This is a genomic window from Salinisphaera sp. T31B1 (genome assembly GCF_040361275.1).
Lineage (GTDB): Bacteria > Pseudomonadota > Gammaproteobacteria > Nevskiales > Salinisphaeraceae > Salinisphaera.
In genome coordinates this window covers 683828-697711 of record NZ_APNH01000003.1, presented here as the reverse complement: position 1 = coordinate 697711, position 13884 = coordinate 683828, and the positions used below count along the sequence as shown (strand labels likewise).

The 13884-nt window shown below is 62.8% G+C and carries 27 protein-coding genes; 13 read left to right on the top strand and 14 right to left on the bottom strand.

Annotated elements, in window-relative coordinates:
• Nucleotides 1-388: 388 nt before the first annotated feature.
• From T31B1_RS14730 to T31B1_RS14665, 14 genes are all read right to left on the bottom strand, one after another.
• Nucleotides 389-997, bottom strand: a complete 609-nt coding sequence (locus tag T31B1_RS14730; RefSeq protein ID WP_353250274.1) for a hypothetical protein — start codon at nt 995-997, stop codon at nt 389-391.
• Nucleotides 998-1245: 248 nt separating this feature from the next.
• Nucleotides 1246-1551, bottom strand: a complete 306-nt coding sequence (locus T31B1_RS14725) for a Lar family restriction alleviation protein (protein ID WP_353250273.1) — start codon at nt 1549-1551, stop codon at nt 1246-1248.
• Complete coding sequence (locus T31B1_RS14720; RefSeq protein WP_353250272.1) at nt 1548-1916, bottom strand: VRR-NUC domain-containing protein; 369 nt, start codon at nt 1914-1916, stop codon at nt 1548-1550. The genes T31B1_RS14725 and T31B1_RS14720 overlap by 4 nt, the downstream gene beginning before the upstream one ends.
• Entirely contained in the window at nt 1913-2506 is a 594-nt protein-coding gene (locus T31B1_RS14715) for a sigma-70 family RNA polymerase sigma factor (RefSeq protein ID WP_353250271.1), read from the bottom strand. Before T31B1_RS14715 ends, T31B1_RS14720 begins: the two co-directional genes overlap by 4 nt.
• Nucleotides 2503-3285, bottom strand: a complete 783-nt coding sequence (locus T31B1_RS14710; RefSeq protein ID WP_353250270.1) for a class I SAM-dependent methyltransferase — start codon at nt 3283-3285, stop codon at nt 2503-2505. The genes T31B1_RS14715 and T31B1_RS14710 overlap by 4 nt, the downstream gene beginning before the upstream one ends.
• Nucleotides 3282-3671, bottom strand: a complete 390-nt coding sequence (locus tag T31B1_RS14705) for a MarR family transcriptional regulator (protein ID WP_353250269.1) — start codon at nt 3669-3671, stop codon at nt 3282-3284. The genes T31B1_RS14710 and T31B1_RS14705 overlap by 4 nt, the downstream gene beginning before the upstream one ends.
• A complete protein-coding gene (locus T31B1_RS14700) occupies nt 3668-3886 on the bottom strand; it encodes a hypothetical protein (RefSeq protein WP_353250268.1) in 219 nt (72 codons plus the stop codon). Before T31B1_RS14700 ends, T31B1_RS14705 begins: the two co-directional genes overlap by 4 nt.
• On the bottom strand, nt 3870-4250 hold the full coding sequence (locus T31B1_RS14695) for a DUF6378 domain-containing protein (RefSeq protein ID WP_353250267.1): 381 nt from the start codon (nt 4248-4250) through the stop codon (nt 3870-3872). Before T31B1_RS14695 ends, T31B1_RS14700 begins: the two co-directional genes overlap by 17 nt.
• Nucleotides 4251-4419: 169 nt before the next feature.
• Complete coding sequence (locus T31B1_RS14690) at nt 4420-5190, bottom strand: hypothetical protein (RefSeq protein WP_353250266.1); 771 nt, start codon at nt 5188-5190, stop codon at nt 4420-4422.
• The gene (locus T31B1_RS14685; protein ID WP_353250265.1) at nt 5187-5528 is read right to left on the bottom strand and encodes a hypothetical protein; all 342 of its coding nucleotides are present in this window, start codon (nt 5526-5528) and stop codon (nt 5187-5189) included. Before T31B1_RS14685 ends, T31B1_RS14690 begins: the two co-directional genes overlap by 4 nt.
• Before the next feature lie 40 nt (nt 5529-5568).
• On the bottom strand, nt 5569-6396 hold the full coding sequence (locus T31B1_RS14680) for a hypothetical protein (RefSeq protein WP_353250264.1): 828 nt from the start codon (nt 6394-6396) through the stop codon (nt 5569-5571).
• 2 nt (nt 6397-6398) lie between these two features.
• Complete coding sequence (locus tag T31B1_RS14675) at nt 6399-6659, bottom strand: hypothetical protein (protein ID WP_353250263.1); 261 nt, start codon at nt 6657-6659, stop codon at nt 6399-6401.
• Entirely contained in the window at nt 6656-7339 is a 684-nt protein-coding gene (locus tag T31B1_RS14670) for a DUF8585 domain-containing protein (RefSeq protein WP_353250262.1), read from the bottom strand. The genes T31B1_RS14675 and T31B1_RS14670 overlap by 4 nt, the downstream gene beginning before the upstream one ends.
• A gap of 23 nt (nt 7340-7362) precedes the next feature.
• Nucleotides 7363-7611, bottom strand: a complete 249-nt coding sequence (locus T31B1_RS14665; RefSeq protein WP_353250261.1) for a transcriptional regulator — start codon at nt 7609-7611, stop codon at nt 7363-7365.
• Here T31B1_RS14665 and T31B1_RS14660 point away from each other — a divergent pair.
• The 13 genes from T31B1_RS14660 (at nt 7610) to T31B1_RS14600 (ending at nt 13683) form a co-directional block, all read left to right on the top strand.
• Entirely contained in the window at nt 7610-8437 is an 828-nt protein-coding gene (locus T31B1_RS14660; RefSeq protein WP_353250260.1) for a LexA family protein, read from the top strand. The genes T31B1_RS14665 and T31B1_RS14660 overlap by 2 nt on opposite strands.
• Nucleotides 8438-9069: 632 nt before the next feature.
• Nucleotides 9070-9222, top strand: a complete 153-nt coding sequence (locus T31B1_RS14655) for a hypothetical protein (protein WP_353250259.1) — start codon at nt 9070-9072, stop codon at nt 9220-9222.
• Nucleotides 9219-9359, top strand: a complete 141-nt coding sequence (locus tag T31B1_RS14650; protein WP_353250258.1) for a hypothetical protein — start codon at nt 9219-9221, stop codon at nt 9357-9359. The genes T31B1_RS14655 and T31B1_RS14650 overlap by 4 nt, the downstream gene beginning before the upstream one ends.
• An 86-nt stretch (nt 9360-9445) precedes the next feature.
• On the top strand, nt 9446-9808 hold the full coding sequence (locus T31B1_RS14645; protein ID WP_353250257.1) for a hypothetical protein: 363 nt from the start codon (nt 9446-9448) through the stop codon (nt 9806-9808).
• Nucleotides 9801-10022 carry a hypothetical protein gene (locus tag T31B1_RS14640; protein WP_353250256.1) on the top strand — a complete coding sequence of 74 codons (222 nt, stop codon included), beginning with the start codon at nt 9801-9803 and terminating at the stop codon, nt 10020-10022. The genes T31B1_RS14645 and T31B1_RS14640 overlap by 8 nt, the downstream gene beginning before the upstream one ends.
• A gap of 11 nt (nt 10023-10033) precedes the next feature.
• Nucleotides 10034-10348 (top strand): hypothetical protein, encoded by a 315-nt coding sequence (locus tag T31B1_RS14635; RefSeq protein WP_353250255.1) that lies wholly within the window; start codon nt 10034-10036, stop codon nt 10346-10348.
• 177 nt (nt 10349-10525) lie between these two features.
• A complete protein-coding gene (locus T31B1_RS14630) occupies nt 10526-10834 on the top strand; it encodes a hypothetical protein (protein ID WP_353250254.1) in 309 nt (102 codons plus the stop codon).
• Complete coding sequence (locus T31B1_RS14625) at nt 10824-11261, top strand: single-stranded DNA-binding protein (RefSeq protein ID WP_353250253.1); 438 nt, start codon at nt 10824-10826, stop codon at nt 11259-11261. Before T31B1_RS14630 ends, T31B1_RS14625 begins: the two co-directional genes overlap by 11 nt.
• A gap of 2 nt (nt 11262-11263) precedes the next feature.
• Nucleotides 11264-11767, top strand: a complete 504-nt coding sequence (locus T31B1_RS14620) for a hypothetical protein (RefSeq protein WP_353250252.1) — start codon at nt 11264-11266, stop codon at nt 11765-11767.
• Nucleotides 11764-12504 carry a nucleoside triphosphate pyrophosphohydrolase family protein gene (locus T31B1_RS14615; protein WP_353250251.1) on the top strand — a complete coding sequence of 247 codons (741 nt, stop codon included), beginning with the start codon at nt 11764-11766 and terminating at the stop codon, nt 12502-12504. The genes T31B1_RS14620 and T31B1_RS14615 overlap by 4 nt, the downstream gene beginning before the upstream one ends.
• Entirely contained in the window at nt 12504-13052 is a 549-nt protein-coding gene (locus T31B1_RS14610) for a helix-turn-helix domain-containing protein (RefSeq protein WP_353250250.1), read from the top strand. Before T31B1_RS14615 ends, T31B1_RS14610 begins: the two co-directional genes overlap by 1 nt.
• Before the next feature lie 41 nt (nt 13053-13093).
• Nucleotides 13094-13309: a hypothetical protein gene (locus T31B1_RS14605; protein ID WP_353250249.1), complete on the top strand. Its 216-nt coding sequence runs from the start codon at nt 13094-13096 to the stop codon at nt 13307-13309.
• On the top strand, nt 13306-13683 hold the full coding sequence (locus T31B1_RS14600) for a hypothetical protein (RefSeq protein ID WP_353250248.1): 378 nt from the start codon (nt 13306-13308) through the stop codon (nt 13681-13683). Before T31B1_RS14605 ends, T31B1_RS14600 begins: the two co-directional genes overlap by 4 nt.
• Nucleotides 13684-13884: the final 201 nt, after the last annotated feature.

Genomic DNA, 13884 nt, shown 5'->3' with positions numbered 1-13884 from the left:
GATCGCCCCTGTCGGGGCGACGCCTCACCTCAAGTGTTATGCCTATTGAATGGCGTTACGTTTTCAAGCTCACGTTTCACGCCGCCTGATTTACGAAATTCGTCCCACTCTCGCCAGTGGCTGGGGCAGTAATGAATTTCGGGCGCCACTTCTTTTGCATGGTGTTCACACAGCGGGCGGTCACACGTCTTTCCGTCGCCGACTGGGTAATCGCACAGGTAATCGCCTACGTCAGAGCACTCGCCGCAGTGCGGCCCCAGATCTCCGCATATGTGCGCGAGTCGACCGTCTTCCAATCTAGTCATGTAGCAAGGCATTCTAGCCTCCGTTCGGCATAACAAATCGCAGCAGGTGATCGCATCTGCGCGTCGACACCTATCCTCAAGTGTCAACCCTCAACCGCCATCTGCTCAGGAATGATCGACCGCCGAACCGGGGCCGCCATCTCGAACATCAGCCGGTATATGTGATCCAGTGCCGCGTTGTGCAGCGTCGCCACAGCGTCTTTCGTACACGTGCCCGCCGGGTAGCCCTGCGTATCCGCCTGGGCCCGCATTTCGGCCGCTATCGTCTTGAACTCCCGCACGCGATCGCGATAGCGCAGCAGGATGACGTCGCGCTGATACGACGGCATCGCGGCGATGATCTGCCCCACCCACTCAACCGGCGGGCCCATCCGATCGGCGTCGATCTCCGGCTGCGTGAACTCTGCGACCCGAGTCGATCGCGTCTCTCGCCCGTAGCACGTGCCGGCCGGCTCGATCTCCAGCCGGCCGCCCATGACCTGATTGTCGTTGTAGCGACGCACACGGCCCCGCCATGGGCTCGTCACGCGCGACCCCGATCGGCCCATGCCCGCCTGCATCATGCGATACGTCGGCGACGTCGACGGATGTCCGGTCACCGCCGGCGCTTGGCCGGCCTGCTCGAAGCAATCCCACAGCAGGGATTCGACTTTGCTGCGCTGGATATCAATCGCGGTTTTCTCTCGCGCCATTACGCCACCTCGGCTGTGATGTAAATGGGGACGGTTATTTCTCGCATGTGCGCTCCTCTCGTGTGCGGCGGTCGGCCTCGATAACGTCCGCGGGCGTCATGAACCTCAGCGTGGAATGCCACTTCTGGTCTCGTGTCCCGACTCGCTCGCAGATCGCCGCGCGAAGGTGCTGGCGAAACATCTTCCAGCGGTAGCGCGACAGTGAGTTGCGCCGCCAAATCTCGAACGCCTCTGTCGAACCAATGGCGTCACGCACCACGAACCGATGCCACGTAAAGACCCAGATGGCGGGCGTTGCGATCGTTCCATGCCTTTGCTGCCCTTTCCTTCAGAACAGGCAATTCAGGGGGCAGCGCGATCGGCTCTTGGAACGCCTCGCCGCGAGCGCCGCATTCATGGCAGAAGACGTGCGCCGATATAAACAGCACGCCGTCCTCGCCCCAGTCCTCGTCCCGCACGGCGCGGCTCGTGGTCTCATTCATTACAACCGCGCAGGGCGGCCCGCCGCAGAACGGGCACGGCAGCATGGTTTCGCATTCGGTTTGATGGCTCACGGCTTGGTTTCCTCCTTAATTCCCAAATATCCGGCGATCTCGTTCCACGCCGCAGACCACCCGCGACATACCGCCGCCCGGTAGCCCTCGCCCTGCAGCCGCTCGATCCAGTCGCGCTGCTCAGGCGAGGTGCGACCCTTCGTTGTCTTCATCTCGACATACAGGCCGTGATACCCCTGCCGGGCGACTGGCAAGCACAGATCCGGTACGCCCTTGCGCACACCCTCGGCTTTCAGCTTCCCAGCCACCGCCGGGTGACGATCCGAGCCGTTCGGCACGGCATAAAGCATCGACAGCTCGGGGTGCTGGCGCGCGTTCCAGTCGACCATGCGGATGAGCGTCGCTTGTTCGGTATGTTCGCTCATAGTCTTACGTACTGAACCAATTTCTTCGCGCGATCGGGATGCCTTAGTAAGCGCAAGCTTTTCTGCTCTATCTGCCTGACTCGTTCAGTAGACAAGCCGAGCATCTCACCTATTTCTCGTAAGCTTTTCTCTTCCCCATCGAACCCGTGGCGATGTTTTAATATGAATATCTCTTTCTCCCCAAGAACTTCTAGAGCCTCATTCACATCTTCGGTTGCTTGAGATGCTTCGATATCTAACAGGGGGTCTCCGCAGCCATTAGCCTCGTGAGAAAGCTGCATCATTTCTTGCCAATCAAACTCAACTTCTCTGGTGTTGTTTTCTATGGGGCTATAGAGGTGTCGTTCGGGGAAAAGGAGTTCCGGGATGACGTTAAGGCAATCAGCCATACGGATTACTGGAAGCGCCCAGTCCCCATCGCTTTTGATAGGCGCTTTTCGCAGGTTCAGATACGCGCTTATAGTGGTTTGGTTTACGCCACATGCCCGCGAAAGCTCTGCTGACGTTGAATAGCCATTCGCGCGCATCATCTTCATCAATGGCGCGTTCCGGACCTTGATTTGCACGTTGTAATCTTTGGGTCTGCTCATGCCACCACCTCCAACGAATCCATCTGATCCCATGCCGCCGCCTGCGCTGGCTTGGGCTGTTCGAACTCACACGCCACGATCTCGCACACCGGGCTCACGCCCTTCCAGTCGCCGCGATACAGCGACGTATCGATGCCGCAGCTCGGCTCCATGACGATGCCGGTCTGTTCGCGAAAACGCGCCGCTTTGTCTGTTTCCTCGTCGCGGAAGCACGGCTGGCCGGAATAGCGGAACGGCGCGGACTGCTGCGGCAGGATGAAGGCGCCAAAGTCGGCGATGCGTGATGCCGTCTCGATGACCTTGTATTCGAACTGCGCGCCCGTGTATTCACCGACGAAACCATCGGCCGGCACGTTGCCGAACGGCGGATTGCTGATCGCCCACCGGAATCGGCCCATATCCGGCAGGTCGAACACACTGCCGACGATCCACTCCGCGTTCGGCACGATCTTGCGGCCGATGCGGGCGTAATCCGGGTTGAGCTCGACACACACCAGATCGGAGACTTTCTCTTCCACCGCAAACGCCAGCGCGCCGATGCCGGCACACAGATCGATGCACCGCTGGTCACTGCCGTATATCTCGCCCACCTCGATCGCGAAATCTCGCGCCAAGCCGCGGGGCGTGAAGAACGCACCGGCCGACGAGTTGATATGCGTGGCGCCTTCATGGAAGTGGTCGAGCACGAACACCTTTTCGTCTTCCGTAAGACGTCGATCTGTCTCGACCATGTCCATGATCTGGGCGTGATCCTTGATCTGGCGCTTGCTCAGCTTCACGCGTGAGCGCCCTTCACTACCGGCCACCACGTCAGCGACTTGCGCTCCTTGATCGAGCACTTACGGGCTTCGCCACGGCGGATGTCTTCGGCAGTTTCAGCCTCTGGCAAACGACGTGCGATCTGCCAGCGGTCGAGTCGCACTGACGCCTCTTCATCGCGATTCGGCCATGTCTTGTCGTAGACAATGCGAGCGACAGTGAGCGATCGCCTTTCACAAACAGCAGACAGCTCGGCGCTGGTGGAGCCAGGCGACAGGCGAACAGCGGCGGTCACGATGTCCTGGTGGTGGCGCCGCCATCCGGACGCCGTCATGGCATCGGCTGCGGCATGCGACGTATGCGGATCACTGGCCCGGGCCGCTGGGGTTTCGATTGTGCGTGTCATAGTTGTTGTCTCCGGTCTCGCAATATCTGTTCTGCTCGTTTAGCGATCTGCTCGGCCACGTGTCGGCCGTGCAGCTTTTCCAGGCGCCGGGCCTGCTCGATGCGATCAAACTTCGTCGGCTGGCCGGCCATGGTCTTGGCGATCGCGCCTATGCGGTCGGGCTCGTCGGTGCCGAAGCCGTGGGCCTTGAGCCAGGGTTCAGCTATGTTGGCCATGAAGGCGCAAATCACAGATGTGAAGTCGCGAAGATTCAACCTCTTCGCCACACTTCTCGCATCGTAGGGGCGGCACTTGCCCAGGCCGCTCAAGAGCCGCGGCCTCGCCCCGCAGTGCGGCATACGCCGCCGCATCCTCGTAGTTGTCGGCCCGGAAATCGCCCGACTGGCTGCGCGTGATTTTGAGCAGCTCCATGAACGCCCAGCCCTGCTCTTCCGTCAGCGCATGCCCGGTGATCGCATTGAACGCCGTCACCGTTGCGGCCATGCTTCTCTCGCCCTCGGGCTTGTCGTACGTCGTCGCTCGGTCGCGCATGTGCTGCCCGGCGGCGTCGAGAATCGAATGTGCAGTCGTGTCGGTCATGCTCGTCGTCCTATCCAGGTGTGTATGCAAAGCCATGCCACGGTCACGTCCCATAGACGGGCCCGGCCCGGCGGCTTGAAATGAGAAAATCCGAGCTGTGGCAGCAGCTGTATGTCGGCGCCGGTGATCTCCAGCCCGATGTGGAGCCGGCCGATTCGCGTGTGCCATGTCATACCGGCGCACCCTCCACCGCCTCGGCGGGCAGCAGGTCGACCAAATCGCGGTCGCGTGCCCATTCATGCAACGCGATCGGCTCGACATGCGACAGGGCCGGCACCTCGAGCGCCGCGCATAGCTGCGCTTCGGCCCAACGCGCCCGGGTCTCGATCAGCCGCTCGTCGAACCACGCATGCGCCGCCGCCCGGCTGGGCTGCACGGTGATGCCCGCCAGCCGCGCCCAACGCAGGTACACGGCCACTTCGCCGCCCTGGTGCTGCCGGCTGTGCTCGTCGTCCGTCATGGGCACCTGGGCATACAAGGGCTTGAATGCTGTCCCTGCCTCGCCCGAGCGGCGCACATGGCACGCAACACACCGGCCGTCGCCGCCGGCGTCGACCTCGCTGAACTCGCCGGATACGATCGACCGCTGGCGTGTGACCCAGGCGTCGTAGTCCGAATCACTGCCCAGAGCGGCCGCGACACGCAGATCGCACAGAAAACCGCTGGCCCGCAGCCGATCCGCGTCGGCGATATACGGGCCCGCAGCGGGCGACGTCTCGCCCGCATCGCTATCCAGCGCTTCGCCATCGTCGATCGCGAGCAACACAAGCCGGTAGTGGTTCGGCCCGCAGCGCTGGTGACGGTGCGCAATCAGATCGCGCAGCTCGTCGTCGTCCGGCAGCGTGAACGTCACCGTCGCATCGCGGCCCACCCGCTTACGGCGCCAGCGCGCGGCCTGCACCTCGGCGTCCATCAGGATCTGATCGGGGGTGATGCTCACGACTCGCCCCGCGGATACTCGCCCCGTAGCGCCGCCCGGAGGCTCGGTGCCCGCTCGCGGTTCTCGGCCGGGGTCAGCGGCTTATGCGGCAGCGCATGGCCCTGAAACTCGACACGCTCGTACGGCTCACGATGCGGCTTGCACAGCGCCCGGAACTCGGCCGCGCCCGGCGGCCAGGCGGCATTCGCGCCCGATCGCTTGAGCATCCGCCGAAAGCCCGACTCCATCTGCGCTTCCGACAATTCGGCGAGCTGATGCCGCCATTCGTGGATCGCCAGCGTCTGAGTCGCGTCGTCGGGCACCAGGCTCAGCCACTTGTGGCCGAATGTGCTTTGCATGCGCAGGAACAGCTGCGCGATGAAAGCCTTCGTTGGCAGGTCATTCGTCGCCTTGCGCGATTGCCAGGAGGCTCGCGGCCCGTTCGCTTGCACGGTTGCCGTGATGTCTTGAATTGCTCGTTCCATGGGTGTCTCGCTGTTTCGGGGTCGTTCTTTCGCTGACGACTTGCTTGACGATCGGGTCCAGATAGCCGGGGCTGATCGGCCCGTCACGTTTGCGCTGGTGTGCTCGGCCGACGGCCACTGCCAGATCGGCACCGGTCACCGCAGCGCGCACCCATCCGTTGATCGCGTCCTGGCCTTTCTGGCTTGTGCACACCTGGAAAGGCGCGCCGTGGGCCATGAGCACATCGCGCACTTCGCCGTGGCTCAAGCCGTCGGGCGAAGCCGCTGGCGGGGGCACATCGGCGTCGCTCTCGCGCGCGTCCGCGTGAGGCTTGCTAGTACTTCTTCTCTTCTCTTCTCTAGGTAACGCGTTAGTAACGCTCGCTGCGTTACCTGTTTCGTTACCCTCGGCGTTACTCTTGCGTTTGTGCTGGGCGACGCGTTTGGCTGTAAGTGCCCGATTCTTGGCGGTTTTGCCGTTGTGTCGGTCGAAGTTGGGCAGCGCGATGTGCTGGCCGTCGTCGTGCATCCAGCCGGCCGCGATCATCGCGTCGCAAAACCCGGTAACGCCGACACGCCGATCGAGCAACGCTCGGGTAACGCTCGGTGCGTTACCGTTTTCGGTCTGGTCATCGAACCACGCCCAAATGCGGATCAGCTTGCCGACCACCGCATCCGGATCGATATCCAGAGACGCGGCGATCTGCCAGGCCTCCGGCTTATCCGAAAGCGATTTCTCGACCTTGATCCAGTCTCCAGCCATGACTACACCGTCGTCGTCAGATTGCGCCGGCGGCGCTCGCGCCCGGCATTCAGCACGCCTTGGCGTATCACGACGTCGTTCAGGTTCAGCAGCTCGCAGTACCAGACGAACACCGGGCTTTGCTGGATCCACACGCGGGCCTGCTCGCGGCGCACGGCCGCAGCTGCGCCCTTTACGTGGTCGCCCGCGTCATGCACCGCCTGGGCGATCACGGCCGCCAGCAAGCGACGCTCGGGGATATGCTCGCACTCGCCCGGGTTCATGCCGACACCGTCTGCCGGCCGGTCGGAATCGCAGCGATCACGGTGGGCGGTGAGGTACGAATGCTTTCCGGCCGCGGGGCCCGGTAGCCGGTCCGATCCTCGATCCGCTTGATCGCCGAGGCGGCATCGGACATCAAGTCATGCAGCTGGCGGATCATCAGCGGCGCCAGCGCGATGTCGTCGGCATCCAGTCGGCCATCGGCCAGCGCCTCGCCCACGCTGCGGATCACGCCGCCCGCGTCAGCACAGATCGAGCTGAGCGCCTCGGCATCGCTTGGGGCCGCCTCGGACTGCGGGCTGACTGCGCCGAGGAATCCATACCGCCGCGCCAGAGCTCGCCGACATTGGAGTCCATACGGCGCCGGCAGCGCGTAAGCGATCGCCTCTTCCAGATCGGACGGGATCAGCATCCCACCGCGGATATAGCGCTTCGTGCGCGTCGATACCGCGCCCAGCTCTTTCGCGAACGTTCGGTAGTCCGATGACGAAGGCGCGGCCAGCTTCACGCTGCGCGCATGAGCCGGCACCCGCCGCTCGTATTCGATTGCGATGGCCTCGGCCAGGGCGTCGAACGTCATCGGGGTCTCTTCAAGCACCCGCTCGGCGTAGAACACGAGCACGGCCGATCGGCTCGGGTGCTCGACGTGTACTGTTTCAGACGTTCCGGTGTCTGTGGGCATCTCGCATACTCCAGTCATTGGTTTTATTGAGAAACGGAATGCGGCTCTTCGGCCACTTCGGCGCAATCACCAAACACATCGGGCCGCAACTCGTAGCGAGTGACCTTCCCGCCGCATGCCCGCTCAATCGCGATGCAGTGCTCTGCAGGCGCTTCGTTGCGCTGGAGCCACAACCAGACGTTCTGTTGTTTCACGTCGCCGCCGATCTTCCGGGCCAGTCCAGACTGCGTGCCGACCAGATCGACTGCTCGCTTTAGCGGTGTGTCTTTCATGCCGCCAATCTACAAACGTATTTGTAGCCCGTCAACAAATAATTTTGTCGAGACAGGAACAGGCTCGTTTGTAACCCTATGCCTTGTGAAACACTTCCATGAACGCCTAAAGCACGCGCTCGATGTGCGCGGCATGAGCCAATCCGAGTTGGCGCGGGCGATCGGCGTGCGTCCCCAGTCGATCCAGTATTTAGCCAAGAAAGGCAAGGCCAGCACCCACGCGGGCGCGATCGCGAGCGCGCTTCGCGTTTCGCCGACATGGCTCACTCATGGCCGCGGGGAAATGGACAAAGCAGCCCGCCAAGTAGCAGAACAGCCGGAGCCGTACGAGTCGCCGCAACGAAACTCCCCACTTGCGGCCCAACGTATAGATGAGGCTATAAGCTCGAATATACGAACAACAGCTCGACCGCCCGGGCGATCCTACCCGATCATCAGTTTCGCGAGCGCCGGGCAATGGGAGGAAGTCATCGACAGTTACGAACCAGGCGATGCAGACGGTTTTTGGCCAGCCCCACCGAACGTCCGCTGTAGCGATAGCTCTTACTGGACGGAAGTCGAAGGCCGCAGCATGGTAAGCCTCACGGGCGGCGCCAGTTATCCGCCCGGCACGCTGATATTCGTCGACCCGGAAGTGCGCGACATGGTGACGGGCGCACTGGTCCTGGCACGGCTAACGGAAACGCACGAGGTCACGTTTAAACGGCTCAATATCGAAGGCGGCGAGGTTTTCCTTGAGCCCATCAACACCCAATATCCGATCATCCGCATTGCGAGCGGCGCACAGATTATCGGGACTGTGAAGGGCGCGATGATTTCAATGTAGCGCCAATCATGGCGCGATCAATGATCGATCCGGCCGCCGCAGGTGCTTGTTAAGCAAGCCCGCGGCATTTTTTTTCGCCCGTCTACAAATAAATTTGTTGACATATCTACAAATACGTTTGTAGATTGCGTCTGTAGCAATACAGACACACTCAGCAAACGGGGCGACACATGGCAGAACGAAAACACCGCTTGCACTCGCTGATGGCCATGGCCGGGCTGCTGGGCTCTGGCTGGCCGGGCACGGCACGATCCGTCACCAGTGGCGGCCACGTCATGCTCGGCAACTGCCACGTGACGAAGGCCAGCCGAAAAGCTGACGCCAAGCGCCGCCATCGGGCCAATGTCCGGCTCAGAAAGGGTCGCGGCGCACCTACCGAACGCGGCGCCACTCGATCGCGCGCCAAACCCGCCGGCGCCAAAGCCGCACGCAAAGCGCGAGCCGGTCAACTCGGGGTGACTCGCCGTGGTTTCTGATCACACCGACGAAGACATGCGCGAGTTCGGCGCGTCGATGGCTGTTGCCCTTCGAAACGTTGAGGCTGGTTGCGGATCTGCAGTTACAGCCCAGCTGATCCGAAAAGAGACGCGGCGCCTAATCGAAGAGGCGAAGAAGACGACGCGGAGCGAGCCATGAAGCGCCCAACCTTCCGCCGCTACGCGATCCTGCTGCCCACCGGCGAGCGGATCACCACCGCCGTCGACCGAGCTGAGGTCCGCCTGCGCTACCCGCACGCCCTCGCCATTCGCGCCACCGGTGAGCGTATCCCGCGGGTGCCGTCATGACCGGCCGTCGCCGCATGGATTGTATTCAGCGCGACCCGCTCTATGCGGTCGTGTGGGTGGGCGTGATGTTCCTATGCATCGCGTTCTGGGGTTTTGCCATGGCCATCGTGCTGTGGCTCATCCGGGCAATGACATGAACGCACAGATCCTGGCCGACACCGTCGAGCAATCCATTCGCGGCACGCGGACCGGCAGCCGCCTGAGCGGCCATCAAGCCCGCAAAGTGCTGGGCGATATCGCCGTCTGCGCCGCGACCTACAGCGACGTGCATATGCAGCGGATCGCGGCTGAGATCGGCAATGCCGTGTTCCGCGCGCCCGCTGTGCCGCCCCAGCCCGCAGTCGAAATGGTCGCCGGCACGCCCGAAGAGCTGGCCGCCTGCCGCCTGCTCATCGCCGCGATGCGCCACGGCACCGCCGACATCACGTTCGACTCGGCCGACCGCTCGCTGCTGCTCACGATGCGAAACCACGCCGGCATGGCCATCGACGAATCGAGCGCTGGCGACTTGCACAACATCAACCGCCTGCGCGCTCAGATCGATCGCCAGATTGCCAACGCCCAGCCGGAGGCGCGCCATGCGTGAGCGTATCGACTATATCCAACGGCCGGCCGATGAAGATATCAGGAGCTCGATCGCCGCAGCGCTCAGCTTCCTGGTGCTGGTCGTGATGATCTGGGCGTGCCTCACGCTCGGCAGCGCCCAGGCCAACAACGCGCCGGCGGACAACACGCTGGCGATGAATAACAACGGCCCCGTCTGCACCGGCAGCTCGGCCACGTTGAAGACCTGCGAGTAACGGAGAACACCATGCGACACACCATCATCACATGCGGCCTGTTGGCCGGCGCGCTGGCCATGCCGGTTTACGCCGCCACCGCCACCGACGGTTGCCGCGCCATGAGCGGCCTAGCCGGCGCCATCATGGAGCAGCGACAGGCCAACGCCGACATGGGTGATCTGGTCGCGCGCGCGCAGACAACGCCGCTGCCAGGCATCACCACGGCGATCATTCGAGACGCATACAGCGAGCCGCTATACAGCAGTCCGGTGTATCAACAGCGCGCCGTGCGCTCGTTCTCGAACGACGTGTACGCCACCTGCCTGGACGCCATTTCCGACTGATTCCTTTGGCGCGTGCCACATCCCATCCACGGTCTTGTTGTCACGTGGCCCGCGCCCTCCTTGCAGCACCGTACCGCCCGGTGTTGCCGCTCGCGTTCTCCCCATTCCCCCGGGGCGCGAGCGGTGAGCGGGGTTGCCCTCCCTCGCCAGGCGGCTGAATTCAACGCTGAGGATCCGATGCCGAAACCGACCCGCTACTGCCGAGGCTGCAAAGAACGCGCGCCGCTGAACGCGTTCCCGCGTGGCTCATCGCTCTGCTACGGCTGCAGCGACGGCCAGAACAAGCGCCAGCGACGCGCCGCGATGCCAACACAGCTCGCCGACCTGGAGCGCCAGCTGGCCGCCCTCAAGCGCGATAGCGAATGGCAACACCAGTTCGTCACCGGGCTCATCAAGCGATTCGAAAACGGCTCAATCCGACGTCTCAGCGATAAGCAGACCGCGAAGCTCCACGAAATACACGGGAAGTACCAGCATGGCGAATGACCTCAACCGCGCCGAGTTCATCGGCAACCTGGGCGATGCGCCCGAGATCCGCTATCTGCCATCCGGCGATCCAGTCGCGAATTTCAGCATCGCCTGCAATCGCCAGTGGAAAGATCGCGACACCGGCCAGAAGAAAGAGCAGGTCGAATGGGTGAACCTCGTGGTGTTTGGCGGACTCGTGAAGGTCTGCGAGGACTACCTCGGCAAAGGCCACCGCGTGTTCGTCGCCGGACGCATGCGTACTCGCAGCTGGGAAAAGGACGGCCACCGTCACTATATGACCGAGATCGTAGTTCGCGAACTGCAGATGTTAGGCAGCCCCAGCACCGGCCGCGCCAACCGCCAGCCCGATCACGCGCCTGACGGTAAGACGCCGCCCACGGCCCCGGGGCTCGATGACGATCTCGATTCAGATATCCCGTTCTGACCATGAGTATCGCGACGAAAAAATGCCGCTATTGCGAGGAGTCGCTCCCCGTAGACGCATTCTACGCAAATCCTGGCACGCACGATGGACTCGACACCAAATGCCGCGAGTGTGCAAAAGCCGCAGCGCGGGCGAACCGTCGAAAGCGTATTGGGTATTACCGCGAGTACGACCGTCAGCGGTATCTGCGTGACGGCTCTCGCGGCGAGGCATCACCAGAGGCGAAACGTTGCGGTGCAGCGGCATGGCGCGCGCGAAATCCGCATAAGCGAAAAGCCCAAATCGCAGTCGGTAACGCGCTGCGCGACGGCCGACTGACACGCGAGCCGTGTTGCGTATGCGGCGAAACCAAGACGCAAGCCCACCACGAGGATTACAGCAAGCCGCTGGCCGTCGTGTGGCTCTGTACTCAACACCACGCGATGCAGCACCGGATCGAAGAGGCCACGGCCAAAGTCTTGGCTGCTGCGGATGATCCACAACAACAACCGACGAGCGAGATATGAGCAACGGAACACTGATTGAGATGGGCGAAATCGTGACTGTCGACCACGACAGCAACGAAAGCCACTACCCGCGAGCGATCCTTATATCGTTCGCGAATAACGACGACTGCCGCCGCGCAGTCATGGCCGGCCACTGCGAATATCCGGGCGCGCCGACAAAGGTTGAGGACTTGGCCGACTGGCCTGACGACGCGATCGAGCTGCTGCGCGAGTGTCACAAGTTGCCGGTTCGCGTCGGATGGTGGAGCGACCTTGAAACGGGCGAGCGCATCACCCGAAACAAAGGCGAGCTTCTCTGCCTAATTCACAGCGAACTTAGCGAAGGGTTCGAAGCCGACATGAGCGGCCAGAACGACGACAAGCTACCGCACCGGAAGGGCGCCGAAGTTGAGCTGGCCGACGCCCTGATTCGCATTGCTGACTACATGGGCGGGTTCGGATACCCGCTATATCGCGACGCAGAGAACGAGATCCGGCCGGCCTGGATGAGTTGGGCTGGCCTGCACTATCTCGTGGACGCGATTATGGAAATGGAGCGCAAACGCGGCAAATCCGAAATTCAGGATGTCGAAGGCATCGGTGCCTGTATGTCGTCCCTGATCTTGGCAATCGTCGCGTACGCCGAGCGCCGTCGCTTCGACATATGGGGCGCCGCCCGCGAGAAGCTGGCCTACAACGCCCAGCGCGCCGACCACAAACCGGAGAACCGGCGTAAGGCCGGCGGGAAGGCGTTCTGATGGGCACCTTCGTCAACAGCATCAAATTCGTCACCGAACAGTGCTGCAACTGCGGCATGCCGTTCGCGATGACCGCCGACTTCAAACGCCGGCGGCTGAGCGATCGCAAAGAATTCTATTGCCCGGCCGGCCATCCACAGCACTACACCGGTAAGAGCGAAGCGCAGAAGCTGCGCGACGAGCTGGAGCATGCACGCCGGTACGCTGCCCGCCAGCTGACCCGCGCCAGCGTGGCCGAGAATCAGCGTGACGAGGCGCGCCGCGCCCATCGGCGCATGCGCAAGCGGATCCAGAACGGCGTCTGCCCCTGCTGTAACCGCACGTTTCAAAACCTCATGCGGCACATGCAGGATCAGCACGGCGGGAACCCGCATGAGCGGCTGCGCGTCGCGCGCCTGCAACTCGGGCTGACACAAGCCCAGCTCGCCGACGAAGCCGCTCAGACAGCACACATATCGGCGCCGGTGGTCAGCAACTACGAACGCGGCAAACCGGTATCGGCCGCTGCGCGCGTTGACATCGAAACTTGGCTGGAGCAGCAAGGATGAGTGGCCGAACTATGACATGGCGCGAAAGATCAGCGCCGATCGTGGCCGACGTCATAGCCAGCACCGGCCGCGACGATCAGAAAGCACTGCGCCGCGCCCTTCGACACGCCTACCCGTTCGCCGAGCGATCCGGATACGCCTACAAAGCATGGCTCACAGAGGTCAAGGCTCAGCTCAGCCACGGCTTGCGTGCCGATCGAACAGCCGAGCACGCCGGCCAGGTCGATGCATTTAAGCAACAGGAGCGTCAGCCATGAGCGATATACCCGATGTGCCAACATCCGCTTGCCGGCAAAAAGAGAGCGATTTTCGGGACCGCGGCATGCGGATCATAGGCGGCGTTTTCATTGTGCCCGACACCGGCCAGCGGGCAACAATTGATTACTGGGGCCGCGTTCAGTGGTGGGACGTAGACGGCGCCGGCCGGATGCATGCCCAGGCCGCACGCATCGCCGAGCTCGAATACGAGAACGAGCAACTGCGGCAAGACGCGCGCCGACTCGACTGGCTCGCCGACCGCGATAACCCGATCGGCAACGTGCAACTGCCCACACAATGCGTCACCGAGAATCTCGGAAGCATGCGAGACGCAATCGACGCGGCCATGGACCTCAGCGACCAGGCGGTATAGCCGTGCAACCCCGCGGCATCCGCATCAGCGAGGCGCACACCTACGTCGGCGTCGGCCGGGCCGTGTTCGACCGCGAATTTCGCCCGCGGCTCACGCTGATCGAGTTCAGCGCGGGCACGAAAGTCGTCGACCGGCTTGAGCTCGACGCGCTATTCGACGAATATCGTCAGCGCAACGGACGCCCGGGCTCATCGGAGGATT